This window comes from Streptomyces sp. NPDC006487, assembly GCF_042870555.1.
Taxonomy (GTDB): domain Bacteria; phylum Actinomycetota; class Actinomycetes; order Streptomycetales; family Streptomycetaceae; genus Streptomyces.
In genome coordinates, this window is the sequence record NZ_JBIAHN010000004.1 from 370125 (window position 1) to 396574 (window position 26450).

Here is a 26450-nt window from a genome sequence, read left to right on the forward strand (position 1 = left end):
TCCACCCGTAGTGCGACTGAACGATCTCGACGAACGCATCGTCCACGCCCTGGCCAAAGACGCCCGCCGCTCCTTCGCGGACATCGGCTCCGAGGTCGGACTCTCGGCTCCCGCCGTCAAACGCCGTGTGGACCGGCTGCGCGCCGAAGGAGCCATCACCGGCTTCACCGTCCGCGTGGACCCCGCCTCGATGGGCTGGGAGACCGAGGGCTTCATCGAGATGTACTGCCGCCACAACACCTCGCCGGACGACATCCGGCGAGGGCTGGAGCGCTACCCCGAGGTGGTGTCCGCGTCGACCGTCACCGGCGACGCGGACGCCCTCGTCCAGATCTTCGCCTCCGACATGCGGCACTTCGAGCGGGTCCTGGAGCGGATCGCGGGCGAGCCCTTCGTGGAGCGCACCAAGTCCGTGCTCGTCCTCTCCCCGCTCCTGCGCCGTTTCACTTCCGGCGCGCCCGCGTAGCGGGCCCGCTCGGCCCGCTCCGTCCGTCCGGTGCGGTGGCCGGCGCTGCCGCAGCGGCGGCCGGGCCCCTGCCGGTCCTGCGGGAGCGGACGAGCAGCGCGCGGCGCTCCTCCTCGGTCAGGCCGCCCCACACCCCGTACGGCTCCCGCGTGCGCAGGGCGTGCTCCAGGCAGGCCTCGCGCACCGGGCAGCCGGCACAGACCCGCTTCGCCGCCGCGTCGCGCTCCTCCCGGTCCTCGCCCCGCTCGCCCGCCGGATGGAAGAACCGGTTCGAGCCGAGTGCACGGCAGGCTGCGCGCAGTTGCCACTGCCAGTGGTGGGAGGCAGGACCGGGCAGCCGGGCGGCACCGGCCGAGATCCGGGGAGTCGGGGGCGCGGGGGGCGCAGAGGTCGTGGCGGCCCTGGAGGCCCTGTGGGTCATGACGGTTCCTTTCGCGCTGCGGTCGCCGGACGGTCTCCTTCGCGTGTGACCGCTCCGCTCCGCACCAAACCGCCGCGGACCACATCCCCGGATCCCGCATCCCCGCATCCCCGGATCCCGCGCCTGCCCCCGCCTGGCCGCGCGCCCTGCCGCGCCCCCCGCACCTACCAGTGCAGATGACCCCGGCGGGCCCATTCCCCGGCCAGCAGCCGGTACGAGCGCACCCGGTCGGCGTGCCCGTGCGTGATCGTGGTGATCAGCAGCTCGTCCGCGCCGGTTGCCTCCCGCAGCCGCTCCAGCTGGTCGGCGACCGTGGCCGGTGAACCGGCGAACTGCGTCTCCACCCGGTCCCCGACCAGCTCGTGGTCCGCCTCCGACCAGCCCCGGGTCAGCGCACGGGCCTCCTCGGGCGACGGGAAGGGGATCGCGCCCTCGCCGGTCCGGATGCCGTGCACCCAGGGCGCGTACCCGGTGGCCAGCTCCCGGGCCTCGGCGTCGTCCGGGGCCACCACGACATCGGCGGACACCGTCAGATGCGGCCGGTCCAGCCCGCCCGGCCCGGCCGAGGGCTTGAAGGCCGCCCGGTAGGCATCGGCGGCGTCCAGCACGCTCGCCGGGCTGACGTGGTAATTGGCCGCGAACCGCAGCCCGTTCGCGCCGGCCGTCTCCGCGCTCACACCCGCGCTGCTGCCCAGCACCCACACCTGGACCTCGGCACCCTCCCCGGGCACGGCATGCGCCTCCACCCCGTCCGGCGAGCGGTACTCCCCGCGCAACAGGGCCAGTACGTCGCCCACTTGCTCGGAGTACTCCTGCGCAGTGGCCCCCGGCAGCTGCAGCAGCCGCTGCTGGAGCGCGATCCGCGGATGATCGCGCAGGTGGGCGAAGGAGAACGGCTTCGGTATGCGCAGGCCGTTCGCCGTCGTGTACGCCACCGGCGGCTCGGCCCCGGCACGGCGAGCCGGAGGGCCGCCCGCCGAACGCCCCAGACCCAGGTCGATCCGCCCCGGGTGCACCGCGTCCAGCAGGCCGAACTCCTCGACCGTGGACAAGGCCGTGCGGTGCCCGAGCTGAACCGCCCCCGAGCCGATCCGGATCGTCGAGGTGGCCGAGGCGGTCAGCGCCAGCACGACGGCGGGCGAGGTCCCCGCGACGCCCGGATTCAGGTGGTGCTCGGCGAACCAGTAGCGGGCGTAGCCGAACCGCTCGGCCTGCCGGGCCAGGTCCACGCTGCCGCGCAGGGCCTCGGCCGCCGTGGAGCCGGACGGGATCGGGACGAGGTCGAGGACCCCGAGCGGGATACCGGGCACGGTGTTCCCCCTTCTGTCTTCTGTGGGACGGGCTTCGGATCGGGTCCTGAGAGGGCCGGCAGCGCGCGGTCAGCCGCGCGCGGGTGCGAGCGCCCGCGGCGCCGCCAGCCCGAGGTGGTCGCGCAGCGTCCGGCCGGTGTACTCGCGGCGGAACACCCCGCGCTCCTGGAGCAGCGGGACGACGGTGTCCGCGAAGGCGTCGAGCCCGCCGGGGGTCAGGTGCGGGACCAGGATGAAGCCGTCGGCCGCGTCCGCCTGGACCAGGGCGTCGATGCCCTGGGCGACGGTGAGGGGCGAGCCGACGAAGGACTGCCGCTCCGTCGTCTCGATCACCAGCTCCCGGATCGACAGCCCCCCGGCCGCGGCCCGCTCCCGCCACTCACGGGCCACGGCCACCGGATCCCGGTGCATGCGCACGCTCGCCCGGCCCAGCGCGATGGTGTTCTCCCCGGGTACCGGATCGACGTCGGGCAGCGGCCCGTCCGGGTCGTAGCCCGACAGGTCCCGGTTCCACACGTGCTCCAGGCGCTTGATCGCGGTCGCCCCGCTGACCTGCTGGAGCCGCACCTCGCGGGCCAGTTCCTGCGCCTCGGCGTCGGTGTCGCCGAGCACGAAGGTCGCCGCCGGCAGGATCTTCAGCTCGTCGGGGGTGCGCCCGTACCGGCCGAGGCGACCCTTGACGTCCGCGTAGAAGGCGCGGCCCTCCTCCAGCGTGCCGTACCGGCCGAAGATGGCGTCCGCGGCGGCCGCCGCGAACTCCCGCCCCTCGTCCGAATCGCCCGCCTGGAAGATCACCGGCCGTCCCTGGGGGCTGCGCGGCACGTTGAAGTGCCCGGAGATGTCGAACTGCTTGCCGCGGTGGGCGAAGGCGCCGGGGGAAGCGTCCCGCAGGAACTCCCCGGAGACCGCGTCGGCGAGGATCTCGCCGCCGTCCCACGCGTCGAACAGTTCGCCGGCGGTGTCCAGGAACTCCCGTGCCCGCTCGTAGCGTTCCTCGCGCGGCAGGAACCCGCCGCGCCGGAAGTTCTCCCCGGTGAAGGCGTCCCAGGAGGTGACCACGTTCCACGCGGCCCGGCCCCCCGAGAGGTGGTCGAGGGAAGCGAACTGGCGGGCCACCTCATACGGTTCGTTGAAGGTGGAGTTGATGGTGCCGGCCAGCCCGAGGTGCTCGGTGACGGCGGCGAGCGCGGCCAGCACGGTGAAGGTGTCGGGGCGGCCGACCACGTCCAGATCGTAGATCTCACCGCCCTGTTCGCGCAGGCGCAGGCCCTCGGCGAGGAAGAGGAAGTCGAACTTCGCGCGCTCGGCGGTCCGCGCGAAATGGACGAAGGAATCGAAGTCGATCTGGCTCCCGGCGGCCGGGTCGCTCCACACGGTGGTGCTGTTGACCCCCGGGAAGTGCGCCGCGAGATGGATCTGCTTGAGCGGCTTGCTCATGGCTGCTGTCGGTCCTTCCTGGGGGATCAGGCGGCGGGGGAAGCGGTGGCGGCGGGAGCCGCCGGGGCGGCGGCGTACCGGCTCGCCGGGCGCGCCAGTCCCAGCAGGCCGCGGAGCGAGGAGGCCTCGTAGGACCGCCGGAACGCGCCGCGCCGCTGGAGCTCCGGGACCAGGCCGCGGGTGATCGCCGGCAGGTCGTGGGCGAGCACCCCCGGCCGCAGCCGGAAGCCGGTCAGCCCGGCCTCCCGCCACTCCAGCAGCAGGTCCGCGAGGTCCGCCGGGGTCCCCGCGAAAACGCGGGCATCACTCGTGTACGCGGCCCCGTGCGCGGCGTCCAGCCGCTGGAGCCGGCGCTCCGCCGTCGCCGGCTGCTCGTCGAGGAAGACCGTCAGCTCGCCGAACACGTGCGGGGTGCCGGCGAGCGCGGCGACGGCGGCCCGGACCTCTCCGGCATCCCGAGCGGCCACGTAGCCGATGTCGGCCGACCGCGCGAGGAAGGGGTACACGGCGACGTCGGAGGCCAGCGCGCTGACCGGGGGCAGGCCCTGGGGCGGCCGGGGGGTGATGGACGGGCCCTTCACGCTGAAACGGGGGCCCTCGAAGTCGATGTAGTGCAGCTTGGCGCGGTCGACGAACCGTCCGGTGGCCGCGTCGCGGATCTCGGCGTCGTCCTCCCAGCTGTCCCACAGCCGCCGCACCACCTCGACGTGATCGGCGGCCTCCCCGTACAGCTCGGCCGGGTCCAGGGGCGCCGTGCGCCGCCCGAAGTGACCCACCTCGTCCGGTCGTTCGGAGATCTGGATGCGCAGCCCGGCGCGCCCCCGGCTCACGTAGTCCAGGGTGGCGAGCGCCTTGGAGACGTGGAAGGGCTCGGTGTGGGTGGCCACCACGCTCGGCACCAGCCCGATGTGCCGGCTCAGCGGCGCCACCCGGGCGGCGACCAGCACCGCGTCGAGCCGGCCCCGCACCAGATCGGTACGGCCGTCGGGCCCGGCCGGATCGGTGGACTGCAGACTCAGCGAGTCCTCGAAGGTGACGAAGTCCAGCAGCCCGGCCTCGGCCTCGGAGACGAGCGCGGCCCAGTAGCCGGCCGTGAACAACCGGTCTGCGTCAGCCCCCGGTTCGCGCCAGGCGGCGGGATGCCAGCCCGCCCCGTCGAGGGCCACGGCGAGGTGGAGCGCGGGGCCGGGAGCGGAGCCGGGGGAGTGGGAGGGGGAAGGGTGCACGGGCATGACGGAACGGCCTCCTGATCGGGGCGGCGCGGCGAAGAACGCATCGGATCGCGGAACGCGGAACGCTGATCAGGAACGACAGAGGGAACCGGCGACGCGCAGGAGGTCGATGTGCGCGCGGGAGTGCAGACGGACGCGGCGGCGCGGGGTGAGGGCGTCACCGGCGGTTCGTACGGTCATGCCGGGCCACCCCTTTCACCTCGTGCTCCGGTCGTTCTTCCGACGCTAGATCAGCGGGGACCGGGCCACAACGGATGGAATGTCAATCCGTGTTAATGCTTCGTGTCGGGCGTGCGAACCCCGATGAAGAGCGGCTCGCGGCGCAGGGTGAACCCCATCGAGAGGTACAGCCCCACGGCCGAGGTGTTCTGCGCCGCGGCGTGCAGGAACGGGGTGTCCCCGCGCTCCTCCACGGCGGCCGCGACCGCGCGGACCAGCCGCCCGGCGAGCCCTTCGCCCCGGTGATCGGGGTGCGTGCACACGGCGCTGATCTCCGACCAGCCCGGCGGCCGCATCCGCTCGCCCGACATCGCGACGAGCCGGCCGCCGCGGCGGATCCCGAGGTACGTGCCCAGCTCGACGGTGCGCTCCCCGAACGGGCCGGGCCGGGTCAGCTCGACCAGCTCCAGCATCTCGGGCACGTCGGCGGGCCCCAGCACGACCGCCTCCGGATCCTCCTTGCCCCGTACCGCCCGGCCGTCCAGCTGTACGCCCGGTATCGACAGCAGGGTCTCCCAGCCCGGGGGCGGGGTCGGCAGTCCGGTCACCCAGACCTCCCGGCCGGGGCCGACGAGCTCGGCCAGATCCGCCCAGGCCCGCGGATCCTCCGGGTCGGCGAGGGCGGCGAAGGGAGATACGCCGGCCGCGTACTTGGCCGCGAGCCCGGCGGGACCGATATCGGCGAAGCCCCGGTGCGGGCCGTCGAGAGCGGCCCAGACGGGATTGTCGAGGACCGCACCGGACCGGGACGCACGGGACATGGGCGGGAGCTTCCTTCCGTAGGGCGCGGGTACTTCCGCAGCGACTCTTGCAGGCGGTCTTGACGGTCCCTGGTGGTGCCGTGAGACTGCGAACGACAGCCTAATGGGGGTCGCGGACAGGAGGGGGAAACCGGTGGACCAGCTCACCGCACCATCCCCCGCCACCCCGCCGAGCCGCCCCCCGCTGCGCCGCTCCTGGCTCACCCGCAGGCTGCACATCGACCTCCTCCGCGTCTGCAGTGCCACGGCCCCGGCCTCCTGAGGCCCCGCCCGGCGCACACGCACGCATGCACGCAGACAGAGGAGAGCCATGCCCCAGACCCATGTCCAGACCCATGTCCAGGCACCTGCCCAGACCTGTGTCCCGGTCCCGGCCCAGACCGGTTCCCCGCTCCCCGCGCAGACCGGTGTCCCGGTCGCCGCGGTCACCGTCCAGGCCCCCGCGCAGACCTGTGTCCCCGTCGGGGTCCAGGCCCCTGACCAGGCACGTGTCCCGGCACCCGATCCGTCCCGGCCGCCCAAGGCCCTCCGCGGCCGGATCGGCACCGGCTTCTCGCCGGTCCCGCACCGGTACCGGCTCTACGTCGCCGCCGACGACTGTCCGAGCTGCCTCGGCGTCACCGCCGCCTTCGCCGACCTGGGCCTGCGGGACACCGTGGCCCTGACCGTCCTGCGGCCCGGCTCCGACCCCGCGGGGCACGACGCGCTCCGCCGGGCCTACGAGGCCGCCGGGCACGATCACGACGGCACGCTCACCGTCCCCGCCCTCTGCGACGGCTGGAGCGGCCGGGTGGTCTCCAACCACGCTCCCGACATCCTGGAGGACCTGCGCAGGCTGAGCGTGCACCCGGCCTTCCGCCCGGCCTCGTAGAACCCTCGAAACGGGCCTTAGGACCGCCGGCAGGGGCCTCGCGCAACGAATCGCCGCTTCCGCCCGCCGATACGCAACGAATCGATGCGCGGCGCGCAACGGTCACGGCTTGTCCCGGTCGAACGCGCGAACGTACCGTTTGAGGACCCCCACCCCTCCTGCCACAGAGGTACGCCCATGCCCCCGCTGCGCACCGCCCTCCTCCAGAGCTCCGGACGGCTCGGCGACACCGCCGACAACCTGAAGGCGCTCGAAGAGGCCGCGGCACGCGCCGCACAGGCGGGGGCCGGGCTCCTCGTGACCTCGGAGATGTTCCTGACCGGCTACGCGCTGGAGATCGAGGACATCGCCCGGCTCGCGGAACCGGCCGACGGCATGTCCGCCCGCGCCATCGGCGAGATCGCCCGCCGGCACGGACTGGCCGTGCTCTACGGCTACCCCGAGCGGGACGGGGACGCCGTCTACAACGCGGCCCAGCTCGTCGGCCCCGACGGGGAGCGGCTCGCGAACTACCGCAAGACCCACCTCTTCGGCTGCTTCGAGCAGGCGGCCTTCACCCCCGGCGACACCCCGGTGGTCCAGGCGGACCTCGGCGGCCTCCGCGTCGGCATCATGATCTGCTACGACGTGGAGTTCCCCGAGAACGTCCGGGCGCACGCGCTCGCCGGCACCGACCTCCTCCTGGTGCCGACCGCACAGATGCACCCCTTCCAGTTCGTCGCCGAACAGCTGGTCCCCGTACGGGCCTTCGAGAACCAGATGTACATCGCGTACGTCAACCGCACCGGCCCGGAAGGCGAGTTCGAGTTCGTCGGCCTCAGCTGCCTGGCCAGTCCCGACGGGGTCACCCGGACCAGGGCCGGCCGCGGCGAGGAGCTGGTGTTCGGCGAGGCCGACCCCGAGCTGCTGCGCGTCTCGCGCGAGACCAACCCGTACCTGCGCGACCGCCGCCCCGGTCTGTACGCCTCGCTCGTCTGACGGCGGCCGCTGACCGAGGCCCCGCTGACCGAGGCCCCGCGAACCGCAGTTCCCCCCCCCAGCTTGCCCTTCCCCCCTGCCCCACCCCGCTAGGAGTCGTACCCCATGACGTCCACGGTGCCCACCACCGCCGTCCCGCACAGCGACGGCACGATGCCGATCACGATGTTCGGACCGGACTTCCCCTACGCGTACGACGACTTCCTCGCCCACCCGGCGGGCCTCGGCCAGATACCGGCGACCGAGCACGGCACGGAGGTCGCCGTCATCGGCGGCGGGCTGTCCGGCATCATCTCCGCCTACGAGCTGATGAAGATGGGCCTCAAGCCCGTCGTCTACGAGGCCGACCAGATCGGCGGCCGGCTGCGCACGGTGGGCTTCGAGGGCGCGGGCACCGAGGAGCTGACCGCGGAGATGGGCGCCATGCGCTTCCCGCCGTCCTCCACGGCCCTGCAGCACTACATCGACCTCGTCGGCCTGGTCACCGAGCCCTTCCCGAACCCGCTCGCCGAGGCCACCCCCTCGACGGTGGTCGACCTCAAGGGCGAGACCCACTACGCCGAGACCATCGCCGACCTCCCGCAGGTCTACCGCGACGTGTCCGCCGCGTGGAACGCCTGCCTGGACGAGGGCGCCGACTTCTCCGACATGAACACCGCGATGCGCGAGCGGGACGTCCCGCGCATCCGGGAGATCTGGGCGAAGCTCGTCGAGAAGCTCGACGACGAGACCTTCTACGGGTTCCTCTGCAAGTCCGAGGCCTTCAAGTCCTTCCGCAAGCGCGAGATCTTCGGCCAGGTCGGCTTCGGCACCGGCGGCTGGGACACCGACTTCCCGAACTCGATCCTCGAGATCCTGCGCGTCGTCTACACCGAGGCCGACGACCACCACCGCGGCATCGTGGGCGGCTCGCAGCAGCTCCCGCTGCGCATGTGGGACCGCGCGCCCGAGAAGATCGTGCACTGGGCCCAGGGCACCTCCCTCTCCTCCCTGCACGAGGGCACCCCGCGCCCGGCGGTCACCCGCCTGCACCGCACGGCGGGCAACCGCATCACGGTCACGGACGCCTCCGGGGACATCCGCACGTACCGCGCCGCGATCTTCACGGCCCAGTCCTGGATGCTCCTGTCGAAGATCGCGTGCGACGACACGCTCTTCCCGATCGACCACTGGACGGCGATCGAGCGCACCCACTACATGGAGTCCAGCAAGCTCTTCATCCCGGTCGACCGCCCCTTCTGGCTGGACAAGGACGAGGAAACGGGCCGCGACGTCATGTCGATGACCCTGACCGACCGCATGACCCGCGGCACGTACCTCCTCGACAACGGCCCCGACAAGCCGGCCGTCATCTGCCTGTCCTACACCTGGTGCGACGACAGCCTGAAGTGGCTGCCGCTGTCCGCGAACGAGCGGATGGAGGTCATGCTGAAGTCCCTGGGCGAGATCTACCCGAAGGTCGACATCCGCCGCCACATCATCGGCAACCCGGTGACCGTGTCCTGGGAGAACGAGCCCTACTTCATGGGCGCGTTCAAGGCCAACCTGCCGGGTCACTACCGCTACCAGCGCCGCCTGTTCACCCACTTCATGCAGGACCGCCTCCCCGACGACAAGCGCGGCATCTTCCTCGCGGGAGACGACATCTCCTGGACGGCGGGCTGGGCGGAGGGCGCGGTCCAGACGGCCCTCAACGCGGTCTGGGGCGTCATGCACCACCTCGGCGGCGCCACCGACGCCACCAACCCCGGCCCGGGCGACGTCTACGACGAGATAGCCCCGGTCGAACTCCCGGAGGACTGACCCCACCGGCCCTCCGGCCCCGTACCCACGGGCCGCCCCCGCGCGCGCGAGCGCGGGGGCGGCCCGTGCTCATGTCCGGACCCCGGCCGGCGCCGCCCCGGCCCCCGGGGAAGGGCGAAGGGCGCGTCGGGGGCTCCTTGCTGTGCCGGCGACGGTACGCACGGCTCCGCGAAGCGGGGTCACCCCGTAGGCGTCAGGAGGCAGCGGCCGACCAGGCCGACGCCCGCGTCGAGGGACTCGGTGAACTCCTCCGCCAAATCGGGGGAGCGGCGCAGCGACCACAGCAGCCGGGCCGAGGCCCATGCTCCCGCGCGGGCCCGTTCCAGGCTCCAGGCGCCGAGGAGGTGCGTGAGCGGGTCCGCGATCTCGAGCAGGTCCGGGCCCGGCATCAGGTCCTCCCGGATGTGCTCCTCCAGGGAGACCAGGGTGTCACCGACCCGGTCGAAGTCCGCTTCGAGCGCGGCCGGTTCGCAGTCGAGCGAGCGGCAGGTGGCGACCACCGCCAGCGCCAGGTCGTGGCCGATGTGCGCGTTGATCCCGGCCAGCGCGTGCTGCAGCGGCCGGATCCCGGGGTGGCGGCGGTACTGGAGGAGCGGCCGCCAGCACGCCGGGGCCCGGTCGGCCTCGACCGCGGTCAGGTAGCGCTCGGCGAAGCGGACGCTGAGCGCTTCCGCCCGGCGGGGCGAGGGGAACGCGCCGTGCGCGATCCCCTCGTGCAGGGTCTGCGTCACCGTGAGGTACACCCGGTTGAAGACGGCGACGCCGTCCCGCTCGGGGAGCCGCTCGTCCAGGGCGCGCATCCGCGCCAGCACCGCTTCCATGGGGACCATGGGAGGCAGCGTCGCAGCCCCGGGCCGGGATCAGGGGAACTTGGCCGTACGCTTCGCCGGTTCGGGCGAAACTCCGTCAACCCCGCTTGTCCCCGGGCTCCCCGGCGGCGCTCCCGGCCGCCCCGCCCGCGGTCCCGTCGGCCGCGCCATCGGCCGTGGCGTCGTACGCGGACGTTCCCGAGTCCAGCAGCGGTTCCTGCTGCTTCAGGTGTGCCGGCGCGAAGTACCGCAGTGCGTGGTAGCCCGTGATCACGACGATCGTGCCGAGCGCGATCCCGCCCAGCTCGAAGCTGTCGCTGATGTTGAGCTCGACCCCGCCGACACCGATGATGATGCCCGCCGCGGCCGGCACCAGGTTCAGCGGATTGCGCAGGTCCACCCGGCCGTTGATCCAGATCTGCGCGCCGAGCAGGCCGATCATGCCGTACAGGATCACGGTGATCCCGCCCAGCACCCCGCCGGGGATCGCGGCGACGACCGCGCCGAACTTCGGGCACAGGCCGAAGAGGAGGGCGAAGCCGGCCGCAGCCCAGTAGGCCGCCGTGGAGTAGACGCGGGTGGCGGCCATCACGCCGATGTTCTCGGAGTACGTGGTGTTCGGCGGGCCGCCGACCGCGGTGGAGAGCATCGACGCGGCGCCGTCGGCCGCGATGGCCGTGCCGAGCTTGTCGTCGAGCGAGTCGCCGGTCATCTCACCGACGGCCTTGATGTGCCCGGCGTTCTCCGCGATCAGTGCGATGACCACCGGCAGCGCGATCAGGATCGCCGACCACTCGAAGGCCGGTGCGTGGAAGGTGGGCAGCCCGATCCAGTCGGCCCTGGCCACTCCCGACAGGTCGAGCCGCCAGTGGTCCACCGCCTCGGGGCCGCCCACCGTCGAGTGGATCTTGCCGAAGGCGAGGTCGAAGATCCAGGAGATGCCGTACCCGAAGAGCAGGCCGAGGAAGATCGCGATCCGCGACCAGAAGCCCCGCAGGCAGACCACGGCCAGCCCGGTGAACAGCATGGTCAGCAGGGCCGTCCACTGGTCCTGCGGCCAGTACGTGGAGGCCGTCACGGGCGCCAGGTTGAAGCCGATCAGCATCACGACCGCGCCCGTCACCACCGGCGGCATCGCCGCGTGGATGATCCGCGCCCCGAACCGCTGGACCGCGAGCCCCGCCAGGAACAGCGCCGCGCCGACCACGAAGACCGCGCCCGTGACGACCGCGCTGTCCCCGCCGCTCGCCCGGATCGCGGCCGCGACCCCCACGAAGGAGAGCGAGCAGCCCAGATAGGAGGGGACCCGGCCGCGGGTCGCCAGCAGGAAGATGACGGTGGCGACACCGGACATCATGATGGCGAGGTTCGGGTCCAGTCCCATCAGGACCGGTGCCACGAAGCTCGCCCCGAACATCGCCACGACGTGCTGGGCGCCCAGCCCGGCGGTCCGCGGCCACGACAGCCGCTCGTCCGGCCGCACCACCGCGCCGGGGGCGGGGGTCCGCCCGTCTCCGTGCAGGGTCCAGCGCACGCCGAGGCCCATGTTCCACCCGCTTTTCGTTCGTTCTTCGTCGTTCGCCAGGAGCGTGGTCACGCTACGAGGACGCGGGTGACCAGGCGACATATTACGGCCGGATAGCTGCAGGTTCGTCCCGGTTGGCGGTCGAGGCCCCCGCCGCCACCGGCCGCTGCCGCAGTACGGTCGCCCCCGCGATCAGCGCGAACGACAGCAGCGTGACCAGCCCGAACGACACCACCAGAGAGGTCGCGTCGGCCACCGCGCCGATCGCCGACGGGGCGATCAGCCCCGAGGTGTACGTGATCGTCGCGACACCGGCGATGGCCTGCGCCGGGGCCGGACCGCTGCGCGCGGCCGCCGCGAAGGCCAGCGGGACCACCACGGCGATGCCGAGCCCGATCAGCCCGAACCCGGCCAGAGCCGCGGCCGGATGGTGGACCGTGACCACGAGCAGCCCGCCCACGGTCGCCAGTGCGCCGCCCGCGCGGACCGTACGTACGGCGCCGAAGCGGTCCACGACCTTGTCCCCGGCGAGCCGGGCGAGCGCCATCGTCAGCGCGAAGGCGGTGGTCGAGGCGGCCGCGAGCCCGGCGTCGGTGTGCAGGACGTCCCGCAGGTAGACCGCGGACCAGTCCAGGCTGGCGCCCTCCGCGAAGACCGCGCAGAAGCCGATCGCGCCGATGAACAGCGCGGACTTCGGGGGCAGCGCGAAGTGTGGCGGAGCCTCCTCCCCGCCGGTGTCGGTGCGCAGGTCCAGCACGCCCCGTACGGCGATCAGCCCGGCCAGCGTCAGGGCGAGCGCGGCGACCAGGTGGTGCAGGCGGGCATCGGCGCCGGCGTGCGCGGCGACCGTACCGGCGGCCGAGCCGATCAGGGCGCCGACGCTCCACATGCCGTGCAGTGAGGACATGATCGATCGCTTCAGCCGGTTCTCGGTCTCCACGCCCAGCGCGTTCATCGCCACGTCCGACATGCCGGCGGTGGCCCCGTAGACGAAGAGCACGAAGCAGAGCGTCCACAGGTTCGGGGCGAGGCTCGGGAGAATGAGGGCGAGCGTCCACAGGCTCAGCAGCATCCGCAGGGCGGTGCGCGCGCCGAACCGGTGGTTGATGCGGCCGGCCAGCGGCATCGTGAGCGCCGCGCCGAGCGCGGGGAAGGCGAGGGCCAGGCCCAGGGTGCCCGCGCTGAGCTGCGCGTGGTCCTGGATCCAGGGGATGCGGGTGGCGAAGGAGCCGGTGACCGCGCCGTGTGCGCAGAAGACGCCGGCGATGGCGAAGCGGGCATGGCGCAGTCGCGCCGGGCTGAGGTCGGTTTCCCCGGTCATGACCAGTAAACTATCAGGGACCCTGCCTGATAGTTAGCCCCCGGAACTCCTAGGATGGGCGCCGTGACTCCTGCCAAGGCCCTGACCGCCACCACCCGCGCCGCGTCCCCCGCCCCTTCCCCCGCCTCGCCGAGCACGGCCCGGGCCATCAACGACCGGCTCGCCCTCCGGCTCCTGCAGGAGGAGGGCCCCCTGACGGCCCCCCAGCTCAAGGAGCTGACCGGCCTGTCCCGGCCCTCCGTCGCCGACCTGGTGGAGCGCCTCACCGGCGCCGGGCTGATCGAGGTCGTCGGGGAATCCGGCGAACAGCGGCGCGGACCCAACGCCAAGCTCTACGGGATCGTGGCGCGGCGGGCCTACCTCGCGGCGCTCGACGTACGGACGGACAGCGCCACCGCGGTCGTCGCCGACCTCCTCGGCCGGCCGCTGGCGCAGGCGGCCCTGCCCGTGGACGCCGTGGAGGAAGCGGTGGACCGGCTGGAGGAGCTCGCCCGGGAGGCGGGCGCCGACCGGCTGCACACGGTGGTGATCGGAGCGCCCGGGCTGGTGGCCCCGGGTACCGGAGAGCTCCGCGACAGCGCCGGACTGCCCGCCTGGCACCGGGACCTGGTGGCGGCGCTGCAGCGGCGGCTGCCGGCGGTGGTCGTGGTGGAGAACGAGACCAACCTGGCGGCCCTGGCCGAGCAGCGCGTCGGTGCGGCCCGGGACCTGGAGTCCTTCGTGCTGCTCTGGCTCGGCGAAGGGGCCGGCGCCGCGGTGGTCCTGGACGGGCGGCTGCGCCGGGGCGCCTCCGGCGGAGCGGGCGAGATCGGCTTCCTGCCGGTGCCGGGTACGGGCGGCCTCCCGTCGGCCACCAACTGCGAGGGCGGCTTCCACGAGCTGGCCGGGCGGGCCGGGGTGACCGCGCTCGCCGCGGCCCACGGCTTCGACGGGCCGGTGGAGGAGGCCGTCGCGGGCGCCGCCGGACCTGCCTTCCTCGAGGCCCTGGCCGACCGGCTGGCCCTGGGGGCGGCGGCCGTCGCCGCGATCCTGGACCCCGGCTGCGTCGTGCTCGGCGGGGAACTCGGCCGCGCGGGCGGACCCGCCCTGGCGGCCCTGGTCGCCCGCCGCCTCACCGCCCTGAGCCCGGTCCCGACCGAGGTCCGCGCCAGCACCCTCGGCGACCCGGCGGTGCTCACGGGGGCGCGGCTCGCCGCCCGCGAGTCGGCGCAGTCCGTCCTGTTCACGGCCTGAGGGTCACGGCCTGAGGGTCACGGCCCGGGGGCTGTGGCCTCAGGCTCCTTCACCACCGGACCCGGCTGCCCTCGGCCGCCCCCGCGAGCGGCCGGGAACCCTGCCGGGGAACGCGAGAACCCGGTGGCCGCCGGGCCACCGGGTCCTCACATCTCTTCGCCTACGCGGTCACCGCGCGGGCCGTCAGCAGGCGCCCTGGTCCTTCCAGACGCCCCACTCGCCCGTGGTGCCGGGCGTCTCGTTCTGCGTCCACCACTGGGCCTTCCAGTTGCGGCCCTGGTGCGAGACGACGTTGCCGCTGTTGTAGACCGTGCCCGCCACGTACGCGGGGTTGGTGCACGTGCCGCCCGGAGGGGTCGTGGGCGGGGTGGTCGGCGGCGTGGTCGGGGGAGTCGTCGGCGGGGTGGTGGGCGGCGTGGTCGGCGGGGTCGTGGGCGGAGTGGTGCTGCCCGGCTGGACCACCGTGGTGCCGCGCGCCAGGTCACCGGCGAGGGCGTACGTCGTGCCGGAGATGTTCACCGTCCAGTTGGAAGGCGTGGAGACCGGCAGGTAGTAGTTGAAGGCCAGGTCGACCGAGGCGCCCGGGGCGAGCGTCTGCCACGCCGGGAGCTTCAGCGAGGCCCGGTGGAAGTCGCCCTTCAGGCCGCCGACGTTGCTGCCGGTGTGGTCGCTCTTGATCACCTTGGTGCCGAAGCCCGACTGGTCGGAGGCGTTGGCCGGAGCCGCCGTCGAGTAGTCGAACTGGAACTCCGTGCCGCCCGGAAGCGTCGCGTTCGTGTTGTTGGTGATCTTGAGCTTCGGGGTGATCGGGTAGTTGGAGTCGCCGAGCTTGAACTCGTTGAACTCCGTCTTGATGTCCACGGCCTGCGTCGGCAGCGCGGTGTTGGACTTCTTGGAGCCGTACGGGGAGGCGGCCTTGAACTTGTCGTACATCACGGAGGTCAGCGTGTCGCCGATCTCGTACTGGCCCTTCGCGGCGTTCCAGCCGTAGTCGCCGGCCATCTCCCAGACCATGGTGCCGCCGATGCCGCGGTTGACCACGTAGTCGGCCTTGGCCGCCACCGACTGCTCGTCCTCGGTGGAGAGGAAGACCTTCTTCTGCGCGTTCCACAGCCACGGGGCGACCAGGTTCGCGTCGTACTTGCGGACGTAGGTGCCGGTCAGCGTGGTGTTCGCCGGGAAGCCGTACGTGGTGACGTAGTCGCCGACGATCCCCTTCTCGAGGTTCTTGGCGTGCCACATCGGGTTGGAACCGGCGGGGGACTCGACCCCGTTGGTGTCCTTGTCGTGCCACAGGTTGTCGATGCCGACCGCGCCGTCACCGCACTTGGTCAGACCCGCGCCGGCCGGGCAGGTGGTCGCTGCCGCCTTGCCCCACAGGCCGTCGGTGCCGCCCTGGACGTTCTTGAAGCCGCGGGTGTAGTAGGGCAGGCCGATGTTGATGCGGCCCGCCGGCATGGAGCCGCGGAAGTAGTGGTAGGCCCAGTCGGTGTTGAGGTAGCCGATGCCGCCGTACTGCGAGCTGCCGTAGACGTTGGCGGCGGCCAGCTCGGCGTCCTTGCCGTCGTCGAAGAGCGAGGCGTTGGGGCCGACGTACTCGTTCCAGGCGCCGTGCAGGTCGTAGGACATGATGTTGACGTAGTCCAGATACTTCTGCATCTGGAAGGTCTCCATGCCGCGCAGCAGGTAGCCCGAGGAGGGGGCGGCGACGGTCAGCAGGTAGTGCTTTCCGTCGGCGGCGCCGGCCTTGTCGAGCTTCTCGCGCAGGGACTTCATCAGGACGTCGTAGCCCTGGACCAGCCCGGCCCGGCGGGCGTTGGACAGCTGCCAGTCCAGCGGGTTGCCCGCGTCCTTCATGGTGGTCGGGTACTCGTAGTCGATGTCGACGCCGTTGAACCCGTACTTGCGGATGAACTCGACCGAGGAGTCCGCGAAGGTGTTGATGCCGGCCTGGTTGACCGAGCCGTCGGCGTTGGTGGCCATCGAGTAGAAGCCGCCCGACGCGACGCGGTTGCCGTCGTCGCCGAAGTAGCCGCCGGTCTCGGCCCAGCCGCCGACCGAGATCAGCGTCTTGACGTTCGGGTACTGCTTCTTGAATTTGTTCAGAAGGTTGAAATTGCCCTTGTAAGGGAGAGCGGGGTCCATTTCGGCACCCGCGACGCCCGGCCAGGTCATCCCGGTGGCGGAGTTGTTCGCGTTGTCCGAGCCGACCGAGATCTTGTTGTTGCCGTCGACGTGGGCGAAGGCGTAGTTCAGGTGCGTGACCTTGGACCACGGGATGTTGTTGGGCAGGTAGGCGGGCGTGCCGTCCTTGCCCGTGCGCCAGCCCGTGAAGTAGCCGATGACGCGGCGCTGGTGGTCGGCGCCCATCTTCTCGCGGCCCTCGGTGTCGTAGACCGAGCAGTACGGGACGTCCACGCCCGCGGTCTTGTACAGACCGTCGGGGCGACAGGACTCGTTGTCGGCGGCGTGCGAGACGCCCGCCGAGAGCCCCGCGACCAGAAGCCCGGCGATTGCGGCGCCGGACGTCAGGAGCATGGCCCTCGTCTTGGTGGGGGACAGCATTGTGCCTCCTGGGGAGGGGAGGATGGCAGGACACAACAGGCTGAAACGTGGTGCGTGTTGGCCCGTGACGTGCGCACATCTGACGGGCTGTCTCCCGGGGAAGATGAAGGGAACGTTAAGAGGACTAGACCAACCCGTCAATAGGTCTGGACCAAAGTGCGTCATCCGGCAAGGCCCGGCGCGGGTGCCCGCACCGGTGCGGACGGGGCTGCGGGCGGAGGGGTCGCCGGCGCGCGGGCCGGGGGCGGGGTCGGTCGAATGGCGCTATGAATGCGCTCGGGAATGACCATGTGTGACCCAGGCCACATTGACTCACCCGCATGGCCGCCGATCACCCGTGGCACACTGGCTTCAGTACCAGTAGCAGCGCACTCCGGGGTCGGTGTAATTCCGAACCGGCGGTTATAGTCCGCGACCCGTCCGCAGCCAGCGGCCGGTTGACCAGGTGAAATTCCTGGACCGACGGTTAAAGTCCGGATGGGAGGCAGTGCGCGGCGGGCCAGTCACCGGTACGCCGCCGTCGGCGGTCCACCGGCACATCCTTCGGGACGTGCCGTCGAACGGACCGTGTTTCCGGCCTCGGCGTCCCCGCGTGTGCTACCCGCTTCATCTGTCGTATCCCGACAGGCCCCGGAGTCCGTGCCCGATGAGGCAGGAGGACCCGGTGGCGACACACGCCGCGCACGCAGCACCCGACGCGGGCACCCGCGCCATGCGCCGAGCCATCGAGCTCGCCGCCCGCGGACTCGGCTCCACCAGCCCCAACCCGGTCGTCGGCTGCGTGATCACCGACGCCTCGGGCGCCGTCGTGGGCGAAGGCTGGCACGAGCGGGCCGGCGGCCCGCACGCCGAGATCCACGCCCTGAGCGCGGCGGGCCGGGCGGCCCGCGGCGGCACCGCCTACGTCACCCTCGAACCCTGCAACCACACCGGCCGTACGGGACCCTGCGCGCAGGCCCTGATCGCGGCCGGGATCACCCGCGTGGTCTACGCGGTCTCCGACCCGAACCCGCAGGCCAGCGGTGGCGGAGCCACCCTGCGCGCCGCCGGGATCGACACCTGTTCCGGACTGCTCGCCGAGGAGGCCGAGGCGGGCAACGCCGCCTGGCTGACCTCCGTACGCCTGGGCCGTCCGTACATCCTGTGGAAGTACGCGGCGACCCTCGACGGCCGCATCGCGGCCGCCGACGGCACCAGCCGCTGGATCAGCTCCCCGGAGTCCCGAGCCGACGTCCACCGGCTGCGCGCCGAGTCCGACGCCGTGGTCGTGGGCTCGGGCACCCTGCGCGCCGACGACCCGCACCTCGCGGTACGCGGCATCGACGGCTTCACCGCCGCCGACCAGCCGCTGCGCGTGGTCCTGGACACCCACGCCACCATCCGGCCCACCGCCCGGGTGCTGGACGAGGCCGCTCCCACCCTGATCGCCGTCGCCGAGGATGCCGACACCCGCCACCTCGCCGGAGTGGAGCTGGCCCGGCTCCCGTACGACAAGTACGGGATCTCCGTGGACGCCCTGCTGCGCGAGCTGCACGGGCGCGGCATCCGCTCCGTCCTCCTCGAAGGCGGCCCCACCCTGGCCGGCGCCTTCGTCGCCGCCGGGGCCGTCGACAAGGTCATCGGCTACCTCGCCCCCGTCTTCCTCGGCGCGGGCCCCGCCGTCCTCGCCGACGCCGGCATCGGCACCCTCGCCGATGCGCTCCGGCTCCGCATCACCGAAACCGTCCGCATCGGCACGGACATCCGCGTCACCGCCGTCCCCGCGTCGGCCCCCTCCGCCCCCACAGCCCTCAAGGAGCACTGAGTGTTCACCGGAATCGTCGAAGAACTGGGCGAAGTCGTCGCCGTCGAGGAGCTCGCCGAAGCCTCCCGCTTCCGCCTGCGCGGCCCGGTCGTCACCGAGGACGCCAAGCACGGGGACTCCATCGCCGTGAACGGCGTCTGCCTGACGGTCGTGGAGACCGGTGACGGCGAGTTCACCGCCGACGTCATGCAGGAGACCCTGAACCGCTCCAGCCTCGGCGCCCTCGCCCGGGGCTCCCGGGTCAACCTGGAGCGCCCGATGGAGCTCGGCGGACGGCTCGGCGGCCACCTGGTCCAGGGGCACGTGGACGGAACCGGCGAGATCATCTCGCGGACTCCCTCCGAGCACTGGGAGATCGTCAAGGTCGCCCTTCCGGAGAACCTCTCCCGCTACGTCGTGGAGAAGGGCTCCATCACGGTCGACGGCGTCAGCCTCACCGTGGTCGAGGCCGCTGCCGACTGGTTCACCATCAGCCTCATTCCCACCACCCTCGCGCTGACCACACTGGGCATCAAGAAGCCCGGCGACCCGGTCAACCTCGAGGTGGACGTGCTGGCCAAGTACGTGGAGCGGCTGCTGGCCGCCGGGGTCGACCCGCTGCACCGTACGGGGGAGTCCCAGTGAGCGCCCTGACCTGGCTCAACACCGAGGCCTTCGAGATCTTCGACCAGAAGGTCATCTGGTCCGACATGATCGGAAACCTGATCGGCCTGGGCGCCCTCGCGCTCGGCTGGCGGCGCTCCATATGGACCTGGCCCGCCCAGCTCCTCTCCGGCCTGATCCTCGTCGGCGCCTACGCCTCCGCCCACCTCTCCGGCGGGGTCGGCAAGCAGCTCCTCGTCATCGGCGTGGCCGTGTGGGGCTGGCGCGCCTGGCAGCGCGGCAAGCAGGACGCCCAGGACGGCTCCATCGCCGTCCGCACCGCCTCCTGGAAGGAGCGCGGTCTCCTGCTGGCCGGTGCGGCCGCCGGGACCCTGGCCGTCGGCGGACTGTTCACCCTCTACCCGAGCCTGTCGTGGAGCCCGTGGGCCGACGCCTACATCTTCGTCGGCACCATCGTCGCGATGGTCGCCCAGGCCCGCGGCCTGGTCGAGTTCTGGTTCGCCTGGCTCCTCGTCGACCTGGTCGGCGTCCCCCTCGCCTTCAACAGCGGACTGGCCTTCTCCGGCCTCGTCTACGTCGTGTACTTCGCCCTCGTCGTCTGGGGCGCCTACGACTGGTACCAGCGCTCGCGCACCACCACCGCCCCGGCTCTGGAAGGAGCAACGGCATGACCCCCTCGAACCCCGTCCTGAAGCCCGTGCCCGACGTCGAGCTGGAGACGTTCCGGCTCGACCCCGTCGAGCAGGCCATCCGCGACATCGCGGCCGGCCGCCCGGTGGTCGTCGTCGACGACGAGGACCGCGAGAACGAGGGCGACCTCGTCATCGCGGCCGAGAAGGCCACCCCGGAGATCATCGCGTTCATGATGAGCGAGTGCCGCGGCCTGATCTGCGCCCCCCTGGAGGGCGACGAGCTGGAGCGGCTCGAACTCCCGCAGATGGTCCAGCACAACACCGAGTCGATGCAGACCGCCTTCACGGTCTCCGTCGACGCGAGCGGCGCCCACGGCGTCACCACCGGCATCTCGGCGGCCGACCGCGCCACCACCCTGCGGCTGCTGGCCGACGGGGTCTCGGGCCCCGAGGACTTCGTCCGCCCCGGGCACGTCTTCCCGCTGCGCGCCAAGCCCGGCGGCGTCCTGGTCCGCAACGGCCACACCGAGGCCGCCGTCGACCTCGCCCGCCTCGCGGGCCTGCGCCCGGCCGGCGCCATCGTGGAGATCGCCGGCGAGGACGGGGTGATGCTGCGGCTGCCCGAGCTGATCCCCTTCGCCCGCAAGCACGGCCTGACGATCATCTCCATCGAGGACCTGATCGCCTACCGGCGCTCCGCCGAGCCGACCGTGCGCCGCGAGGCCCAGGTCAGCCTGCCGACCTCCTTCGGCCACTTCACCGCCTACGGGTTCCGCTCCACCGTCGACGGCGTCGAGCACGTCGCCCTCGTCCACGGAGAGATCGGCGACGGCGAGGACGTCCTGGTCCGGATGCACTCCGAGTGCCTGACCGGGGACATCTTCCAGTCGCAGCGCTGCGACTGCGGCCCCCAGCTGCACACCGCCATGGAGCGGGTCCAGGCGGCCGGCCGCGGTGTGATCGTCTACCTGCGCGGTCACGAGGGCCGCGGCATCGGCCTGCTGTCGAAGCTGCGCGCGTACGAGCTCCAGGAGCGCGGCCGCGACACCCTCGACGCCAACCTGGAGCTGGGCCTGCCCGCCGACGCCCGCGATTACGGGGCCGGCGCGCAGATGCTCGCCGACCTCGGCGTCCACAGCGTCCGGCTGCTGACCAACAACCCCGAGAAGTCGGCGGCCCTCATCAGCCACGGCATCAAGGTTTCCGACCGGGAGCCGATGCCCATGGAGGCGGGGGAGCACAACCTTCGCTACCTGCGCACCAAGCGGGACCGGATGGGGCACGACCTGCCCTGGCTGGACGGGGCCGTGACCACGTCCGCCTGCGGCAACCAGTAACACCACCCCGAGCAACAACCACTCCCAGGCAACACCACACGCAGTAACACCACACGCAGTAACACCATACGAACGCAACGAGGAGCAGAGCTGTGAGCGGCAAGGGCGCACCCGAACTGAGCGTGAAGAACTGCGGAGACCTGCGCGTCGCAGTGATCGCGGCCCAGTGGCACGAGAAGGTCATGGACGGCCTGGTGGACGGCGCCCTGCGGGCCCTGCACGAGCTGGGGATCGACGAGCCCACCCTGCTGCGCGTCCCGGGCAGCTTCGAGCTCCCGGTCGTGGCGAAGGTACTCGCCGGTCGCGGTTACGATGCCATCGTCGCCCTCGGCGTGGTCATCCGCGGCGGCACCCCGCACTTCGACTACGTCTGCCAGGGCGTCACCCAGGGCCTGGTGCAGGTGTCGATCGACACCGGAGTCCCCGTCGGCTTCGGCGTACTGACCTGCGACAACGACGAGCAGGCGCTGGACCGCGCCGGGCTCGAGGGGTCGAACGAGGACAAGGGGCACGAAGCGGTCACCGCCGCCGTCTCCACCGCCATGACCCTGCGGACCGTCAGCGAACCCTGGCGCCAGTAGGCAGCCGCGGACCCCGTATTCTGAGGACCATCATGGCGAACAAAACCCCCAAGAGCTTCGAAGAGCTCTTCACCGAGCTCCAGCTCAAGGCCAACGGTGACCCCGGCACCTCCCGTACCGCCGAGCTGGTCGGCAAGGGCGTCCATGCCATCGGCAAGAAGGTCGTCGAGGAGGCCGCCGAAGTCTGGATGGCCGCCGAATACGAGGGCAAGGAAGCCGCCGCGGAGGAGATCTCCCAGCTGCTCTACCACGTCCAGGTGATGATGGTGGCGCGCGGGATCTCCCTCGAAGACGTCTACGCGCACCTCTAGGCCGCGGCGGTTCTCAGGCCGCGGCACGTCCGCGCGGGCCCCGGCACAGGCTGCCGGGGCGTCCGCGCGTCCAGCACACGTACCAGCACACCCTTTCGCACCTACGCACCAAAGGAAGCCCCATGCTGCGCATCGCCGTCCCCAACAAGGGTTCACTCTCCGGACCGGCGTCGGCGATGCTCCATGAGGCCGGCTACCGGATGCGCAAGGAGTCCAAGGAGCTCGTGGTCGTCGACCCCGAGAACGAGGTGGAGTTCTTCTACCTCCGCCCCAAGGACATCGCGATCTACGTGTCCTCCGGCAAGCTCGACATCGGCATCACCGGCCGCGACCTGCTGCTCGACTCCGGCGCCAGTGCCGAGGAGATCCTGCCGCTGAACTTCGGCCGCTCCACCTTCCGCTACGCCACCATCCCCGGCACCGCGAAGGGCCCCGAGGACTTCCACGGGATGACCATCGCGACCTCGTACGAGGGAATCGTCGCGAAGCACCTCGCCGACAAGGGCATCGAGGCCTCCGTCGTCCACCTCGACGGCGCGGTCGAGACCGCCATCCAGCTCGGCGTCGCCCAGATCATCGCCGACGTCGTCGAAACCGGCACCAGCCTGCGCAACGCCGGACTGGAGGTCATCGGCGAGCCGATCATGACCTCCGAGGCCGTCGTCATCCGCGGCAACGGCACCGACCCCGAGGACCCCCGGGCCCAGCAGTTCCTGCGCCGCCTCCAGGGCGTCCTGGTCGCCCGCAGCTACGTGATGATGGACTACGACTGCCGCGCCGAGCACCTGGAGCGCGCGGTCGCCCTCACCCCGGGTCTGGAGTCGCCGACCGTCTCCCCGCTGCACAACGAGGGCTGGGTCGCCGTCCGCGCCATGGTCCCCGCCAAGGAGGCCCAGCGGATCATGGACGACCTGTACGAGCTCGGCGCGCGCGCGATCCTCACCACCTCGATCCACGCCTGCCGCCTCTGACGGGTCCGCCGGCGCTTCGCCGCGCGGCATCCCCTCACCCTCCGGCTCACCATCCGGCACCACCCGAAGGCACCTGACGAACATGGCCGACGCCACCGCCCAGCCCGCACCGCCCGCCCTGCCGGTCACCTTCCGGCCGACCCGCACCCGGGCCGTCCTGCTGGGCGTGGGCGCCGCCATGTTCGTCACGATCACCTCGATCGCGCTGATCCTCGAAACCCTGCACCCGGGTGAGCGGATCGCCTTCGTCTTCACCGCGGCCCTGCTCTCCTCCGTCCTCGTCCTGCTCAGCCGCCCCAAGGTGGTCGCCGACGAGACCGGGGTCACGGTCGTCAACCTCACCACCACCCGCCGCCTGGAGTGGGCGCAGATCCTGCGCGTCAACCTCCGCCCCGGCGACGCCTGGGTGTTCCTCGACCTGAGCGACGGCACCAGCCTGCCCGCCCTCGGCATCCAGCCCGGGGTCGCCAAGGCCCAGGCGATCGGCGACGCCCGCGCCCTGCGCGCCCTGGCCGAAGCCCACGGAACCGGTTCAAAGAACGACTGAGCCCGGCCGACCTCGTCGCTGCGTCCCATTGCGGCGGCGATCTCAATGACTAACCTGGTGTGGGGGCGCGACCGTGCGCCCTCCCACCGGCCCCGGGACCCCGAGGCCCGTGGGCACCTGCAACTCGAGGAGTGACTCCCTCCAGCAATGGACGGATCGTCCGGTAGTACACGCGCCGCCCTCCCCACGGAGGCGGCGGCATGACCATCCCGCTACTCCTGCTCGTGGCGGCATTCGCCCTGATCCTCGCCAACGGTTTCTTCGTGGCAGCCGAATTCGGGCTCGTCACCGTCGAGAGACCCGAGGCCGAACGCGCCGCGGCCGAGGGCGACCGCCGTGCCCGCACGGTCGTCGCAGCCCTGCGGGAGCTGTCCTTCCAGCTCTCCGGCACCCAGCTCGGCATCACCATCACCTCCCTCGTGGTCGGCATGCTCGCCGAGCCCGCCCTCGCCGCACTGCTGGCCGGGCCGCTCGAAGCGACCGGCCTCCCCAAGGGCGCCGTACCCGGCGTGGCCGTCGTCATCGGCATGCTGCTCGCCTCCGCCGTCCAGATGGTCGTCGGCGAGCTCGTCCCGAAGAACTGGGCCGTCTCGCGGCCGCTGCAGGTGGCCCGTTTCGTGGCCGGCCCGCAGCACGTCTTCTCCCGGGTCTTCCGGCCGGTCATCGCGGGCCTCAACGCCGTCGCCAACCGGCTCGTCCGGGCGCTCGGCGTGGAGCCCACCGACGAGATGGACTCCGCCCGCACCCCCGGCGAACTGGTCTCCCTGGTCCGCCATTCGGCCCAGGCCGGCGCCCTGGAACAGGACACCGCCGACCTCTTCGTACGGACCCTCTCCCTGGGCGAGCTCACGGCGCAGCTGGTCATGACCCCCCGGGTCAAGGTCAGCGCCCTCCAGCACACGGCCACCGCGGCCGACGTGCTCAACCTGACCCGCGCCACGGGCCTGTCCCGCTTCCCCGTCTACCGCGAGCGCATCGACGAGATCACCGGGGTCGTCCACCTCAAGGACGCCCTCGCCGTGCCCGAGTCCGAGCGTGCCCGCACCAGCGTCAGCGGGATCTGCGTGGCCCCGATGCTGGTGCCCGGCTCCCTGCCGGTGCAGCCGCTGCTGGAACGGCTGCGCAGCGAACAGCCCATGGCCGTGGTCGTCGACGAGTACGGCGGCACCGCCGGCGTCGTCACCCTGGAGGACATCGTGGAGGAGCTCGTCGGCGAAGTCCGCGACGAGCACGACCTCGCGGAGGACGGCAGCCCCGAACTGGCCGCCGTACCCGCCGAGGACGGCCGCCCCTCCTGGGAGGCCGACGGGAGCTGCCGCGTGCAGACCCTGCGCCGGATAGGCCTGGAGGTCCCCGAAGGCCCGTACGAGACCGTCGCCGGGCTCGTCGCCGACCTGCTCGGCCGCATCCCCGCCCCCGGGGACCGTGCCGAACTGCCCGGCTGGAAGCTCTCCGTGCGTCAGGTCCGCCGCTACCGCGCCGAGCGGGTCCGCCTCGTGCGCACCGCCCCCGCGGGCCCCGGCGCACCGGGATCCGACGGGCGCGGCTTCGACCGGCTCGGCCCGGTCCCCGCCGAGCTGGCACGGGTGGGTGGCCGGTGAACGTCCTCCAACTGCTGTTCGCCCTGCTCCTGGTCCTGGCCAACGGCTTCTTCGTCGGCGCCGAGTTCGCCCTCGTCTCCGTCCGCCGCAGCCAGATCGAACCCCTGGCGGCCGGCTCCAAGCGGGCCCGCCAGGTGCTCCACGGCCTGGAGAACCTGCCGCGCATGATGGCCGCCGCACAGTTCGGCATCACCATGTGCTCGCTGACCCTCGGCGCCGTGGCCGAGCCCACCGTGGCCCGGCTCCTGGAGCCCGTCTTCCACGCAGCTCACGTGCCCGAAGGCCTGATCCACCCGCTGGGCTACGCGGTGGCCCTCACCGCGGTGATCTTCCTGCACCTGGTCATCGGCGAGATGGTCCCCAAGAACCTCGCCATGGCCGCCCCCGAGAAGACGGCCCTGTGGTTCAGTCCCGGACTGGTCGCCTTCGCGCGGGTCTGCGGACCGGTCACCACGGCGCTGGGCGCCTGCGCGACGCTGATCCTGAGGCTCTTCAAGGTGGAGCCCAAGGACGAGGTCGAAGCCGTCTACACCTCCGCCCAGCTGGGCCGCCTGCTCATGGACTCCCGGCGGGCCGGACTTCTGGAGCCGGTGGAACAGGAGCGGCTGGAGGACGCGCTGGAACTGGGCAGCCGCCCGGTCACCGACGTCCTCCTCGCCCCGGACCGGCTGGTCACGGTCGGCCCGGCCGTCACCCCGCGCCAGATCGAGCAGCTCACGGTCCGCACCGGGTACTCCCGCTTCCCCGTGCGCGCCGACAGCGGTGCCTTCATGGGCTACCTGCACGTGAAGGACGTCCTGGACCTGGAGGACCGGGAACGGGCCGTACCCCAGCGGGTCTGGCGCCGCATGACCACGGTCTGCTCCACCCTCCCGCTGGACGACGCCCTGACGGTGATGCGCCGCGACGCGACGCACCTCGCGCAGGTCGCCGACCCCTCGGGCAGGGTCCTCGGCCTGGTCGCCATGGAGGACGTCCTGGAAACCCTGGTGGGTGAGGTCCGCGACCCCGCGCACCGCACGGCGCCGCAGGCCCGCAGGCCCGAACTCCGCTCGGAGGGGGCACTCACCGGCTGACGCCGTCGCCGGACCGCCGCCGGACCCGTCACGACG

Annotated in this window: 26 protein-coding genes and 1 riboswitch; of the genes, 16 read left to right on the forward strand and 10 right to left on the reverse strand. The window is 72.2% G+C overall.

What is annotated here, in order from left to right; all coding sequences use genetic code 11:
* Positions 1-10: 10 nt before the first annotated feature.
* Positions 11-466, forward strand: coding sequence for an Lrp/AsnC family transcriptional regulator (locus ACFYM0_RS09160; protein ID WP_243334460.1), 456 nt, complete (start codon positions 11-13; stop codon positions 464-466).
* Here ACFYM0_RS09160 and ACFYM0_RS09165 read toward each other — a convergent pair.
* The 6 genes from ACFYM0_RS09165 to ACFYM0_RS09190 all read right to left on the reverse strand — a co-directional run bounded on the left by ACFYM0_RS09165 (position 444) and on the right by ACFYM0_RS09190 (position 5846).
* Complete coding sequence (locus ACFYM0_RS09165) at positions 444-887, reverse strand: WhiB family transcriptional regulator (protein WP_388498377.1); 444 nt, start codon at positions 885-887, stop codon at positions 444-446. The two genes, ACFYM0_RS09160 and ACFYM0_RS09165, sit on opposite strands and share 23 nt — an antisense overlap.
* A gap of 164 nt (positions 888-1051) precedes the next feature.
* Positions 1052-2197: an LLM class flavin-dependent oxidoreductase gene (locus ACFYM0_RS09170; RefSeq protein ID WP_388498379.1), complete on the reverse strand. Its 1146-nt coding sequence runs from the start codon at positions 2195-2197 to the stop codon at positions 1052-1054.
* A gap of 69 nt (positions 2198-2266) precedes the next feature.
* On the reverse strand, positions 2267-3634 hold the full coding sequence (locus tag ACFYM0_RS09175; RefSeq protein WP_388498382.1) for an NtaA/DmoA family FMN-dependent monooxygenase: 1368 nt from the start codon (positions 3632-3634) through the stop codon (positions 2267-2269).
* 26 nt (positions 3635-3660) lie between these two features.
* Positions 3661-4866: an LLM class flavin-dependent oxidoreductase gene (locus ACFYM0_RS09180; RefSeq protein WP_388498384.1), complete on the reverse strand. Its 1206-nt coding sequence runs from the start codon at positions 4864-4866 to the stop codon at positions 3661-3663.
* A gap of 69 nt (positions 4867-4935) precedes the next feature.
* Positions 4936-5046 carry a putative leader peptide gene (locus ACFYM0_RS09185; protein WP_327251714.1) on the reverse strand — a complete coding sequence of 37 codons (111 nt, stop codon included), beginning with the start codon at positions 5044-5046 and terminating at the stop codon, positions 4936-4938.
* A gap of 92 nt (positions 5047-5138) precedes the next feature.
* The gene (locus tag ACFYM0_RS09190) at positions 5139-5846 is read right to left on the reverse strand and encodes a GNAT family N-acetyltransferase (protein ID WP_388498386.1); all 708 of its coding nucleotides are present in this window, start codon (positions 5844-5846) and stop codon (positions 5139-5141) included.
* Positions 5847-5979: 133 nt separating this feature from the next.
* On the opposite strand from ACFYM0_RS09190, the gene ACFYM0_RS09195 reads away from it, so the two are divergent.
* The 4 genes from ACFYM0_RS09195 to ACFYM0_RS09210 all read left to right on the forward strand — a co-directional run bounded on the left by ACFYM0_RS09195 (position 5980) and on the right by ACFYM0_RS09210 (position 9498).
* Entirely contained in the window at positions 5980-6108 is a 129-nt protein-coding gene (locus ACFYM0_RS09195) for a hypothetical protein (RefSeq protein ID WP_388498388.1), read from the forward strand.
* 48 nt (positions 6109-6156) lie between these two features.
* On the forward strand, positions 6157-6717 hold the full coding sequence (locus ACFYM0_RS09200; RefSeq protein WP_388498390.1) for a hypothetical protein: 561 nt from the start codon (positions 6157-6159) through the stop codon (positions 6715-6717).
* Positions 6718-6894: 177 nt separating this feature from the next.
* Entirely contained in the window at positions 6895-7695 is an 801-nt protein-coding gene (locus ACFYM0_RS09205) for a carbon-nitrogen hydrolase family protein (RefSeq protein ID WP_388498392.1), read from the forward strand.
* 105 nt (positions 7696-7800) lie between these two features.
* Positions 7801-9498, forward strand: a complete 1698-nt coding sequence (locus ACFYM0_RS09210) for a flavin monoamine oxidase family protein (protein ID WP_388498394.1) — start codon at positions 7801-7803, stop codon at positions 9496-9498.
* Between the two features lie 179 nt (positions 9499-9677).
* Here ACFYM0_RS09210 and ACFYM0_RS09215 read toward each other — a convergent pair whose 3' ends face one another.
* From ACFYM0_RS09215 to ACFYM0_RS09225, 3 genes are all read right to left on the reverse strand, one after another.
* Positions 9678-10328 (reverse strand): DUF5995 family protein, encoded by a 651-nt coding sequence (locus ACFYM0_RS09215; protein WP_388498396.1) that lies wholly within the window; start codon positions 10326-10328, stop codon positions 9678-9680.
* Positions 10329-10404: 76 nt separating this feature from the next.
* Positions 10405-11853, reverse strand: a complete 1449-nt coding sequence (locus tag ACFYM0_RS09220; protein ID WP_388498525.1) for a uracil-xanthine permease family protein — start codon at positions 11851-11853, stop codon at positions 10405-10407.
* A gap of 82 nt (positions 11854-11935) precedes the next feature.
* On the reverse strand, positions 11936-13153 hold the full coding sequence (locus ACFYM0_RS09225; protein WP_388498398.1) for an MFS transporter: 1218 nt from the start codon (positions 13151-13153) through the stop codon (positions 11936-11938).
* Positions 13154-13207: 54 nt separating this feature from the next.
* On the opposite strand from ACFYM0_RS09225, the gene ACFYM0_RS09230 reads away from it, so the two are divergent.
* Entirely contained in the window at positions 13208-14386 is a 1179-nt protein-coding gene (locus tag ACFYM0_RS09230; protein ID WP_388498400.1) for an ROK family transcriptional regulator, read from the forward strand.
* Positions 14387-14569: 183 nt separating this feature from the next.
* On the opposite strand, the gene ACFYM0_RS09235 is transcribed toward ACFYM0_RS09230, so the two are convergent.
* On the reverse strand, positions 14570-16951 hold the full coding sequence (locus ACFYM0_RS09235) for a chitinase C-terminal domain-containing protein (protein ID WP_388498401.1): 2382 nt from the start codon (positions 16949-16951) through the stop codon (positions 14570-14572).
* A 364-nt stretch (positions 16952-17315) separates the two neighbouring features.
* Positions 17316-17446: riboswitch (FMN riboswitch) on the forward strand.
* A gap of 151 nt (positions 17447-17597) precedes the next feature.
* Between ACFYM0_RS09235 and ribD the strand changes: the two genes are divergently transcribed.
* From ribD to ACFYM0_RS09285, 10 genes are all read left to right on the forward strand, one after another.
* Positions 17598-18755 carry a bifunctional diaminohydroxyphosphoribosylaminopyrimidine deaminase/5-amino-6-(5-phosphoribosylamino)uracil reductase RibD gene (gene ribD / locus ACFYM0_RS09240; protein ID WP_388498404.1) on the forward strand — a complete coding sequence of 386 codons (1158 nt, stop codon included), beginning with the start codon at positions 17598-17600 and terminating at the stop codon, positions 18753-18755.
* Entirely contained in the window at positions 18756-19379 is a 624-nt protein-coding gene (locus tag ACFYM0_RS09245) for a riboflavin synthase (protein ID WP_388498406.1), read from the forward strand.
* Entirely contained in the window at positions 19376-20029 is a 654-nt protein-coding gene (locus ACFYM0_RS09250; protein ID WP_327251703.1) for a nicotinamide mononucleotide transporter family protein, read from the forward strand. The genes ACFYM0_RS09245 and ACFYM0_RS09250 overlap by 4 nt, the downstream gene beginning before the upstream one ends.
* Positions 20026-21327, forward strand: coding sequence for a bifunctional 3,4-dihydroxy-2-butanone-4-phosphate synthase/GTP cyclohydrolase II (locus tag ACFYM0_RS09255; protein WP_388498408.1), 1302 nt, complete (start codon positions 20026-20028; stop codon positions 21325-21327). The genes ACFYM0_RS09250 and ACFYM0_RS09255 overlap by 4 nt, the downstream gene beginning before the upstream one ends.
* A 92-nt stretch (positions 21328-21419) precedes the next feature.
* A complete protein-coding gene (ribH, locus tag ACFYM0_RS09260; protein WP_150520523.1) occupies positions 21420-21908 on the forward strand; it encodes a 6,7-dimethyl-8-ribityllumazine synthase in 489 nt (162 codons plus the stop codon).
* 32 nt (positions 21909-21940) lie between these two features.
* The gene (locus tag ACFYM0_RS09265) at positions 21941-22219 is read left to right on the forward strand and encodes a phosphoribosyl-ATP diphosphatase (protein ID WP_388498410.1); all 279 of its coding nucleotides are present in this window, start codon (positions 21941-21943) and stop codon (positions 22217-22219) included.
* Positions 22220-22341: 122 nt separating this feature from the next.
* Positions 22342-23190 carry an ATP phosphoribosyltransferase gene (gene hisG / locus ACFYM0_RS09270; protein WP_250741529.1) on the forward strand — a complete coding sequence of 283 codons (849 nt, stop codon included), beginning with the start codon at positions 22342-22344 and terminating at the stop codon, positions 23188-23190.
* Between the two features lie 82 nt (positions 23191-23272).
* A complete protein-coding gene (locus ACFYM0_RS09275) occupies positions 23273-23737 on the forward strand; it encodes a PH domain-containing protein (RefSeq protein ID WP_388498413.1) in 465 nt (154 codons plus the stop codon).
* Positions 23738-23937: 200 nt separating this feature from the next.
* Entirely contained in the window at positions 23938-25338 is a 1401-nt protein-coding gene (locus ACFYM0_RS09280) for a hemolysin family protein (RefSeq protein ID WP_388498415.1), read from the forward strand.
* Positions 25335-26414, forward strand: a complete 1080-nt coding sequence (locus ACFYM0_RS09285) for a hemolysin family protein (RefSeq protein ID WP_388498417.1) — start codon at positions 25335-25337, stop codon at positions 26412-26414. The genes ACFYM0_RS09280 and ACFYM0_RS09285 overlap by 4 nt, the downstream gene beginning before the upstream one ends.
* The last annotated feature ends 36 nt before the right edge of the window (positions 26415-26450 follow it).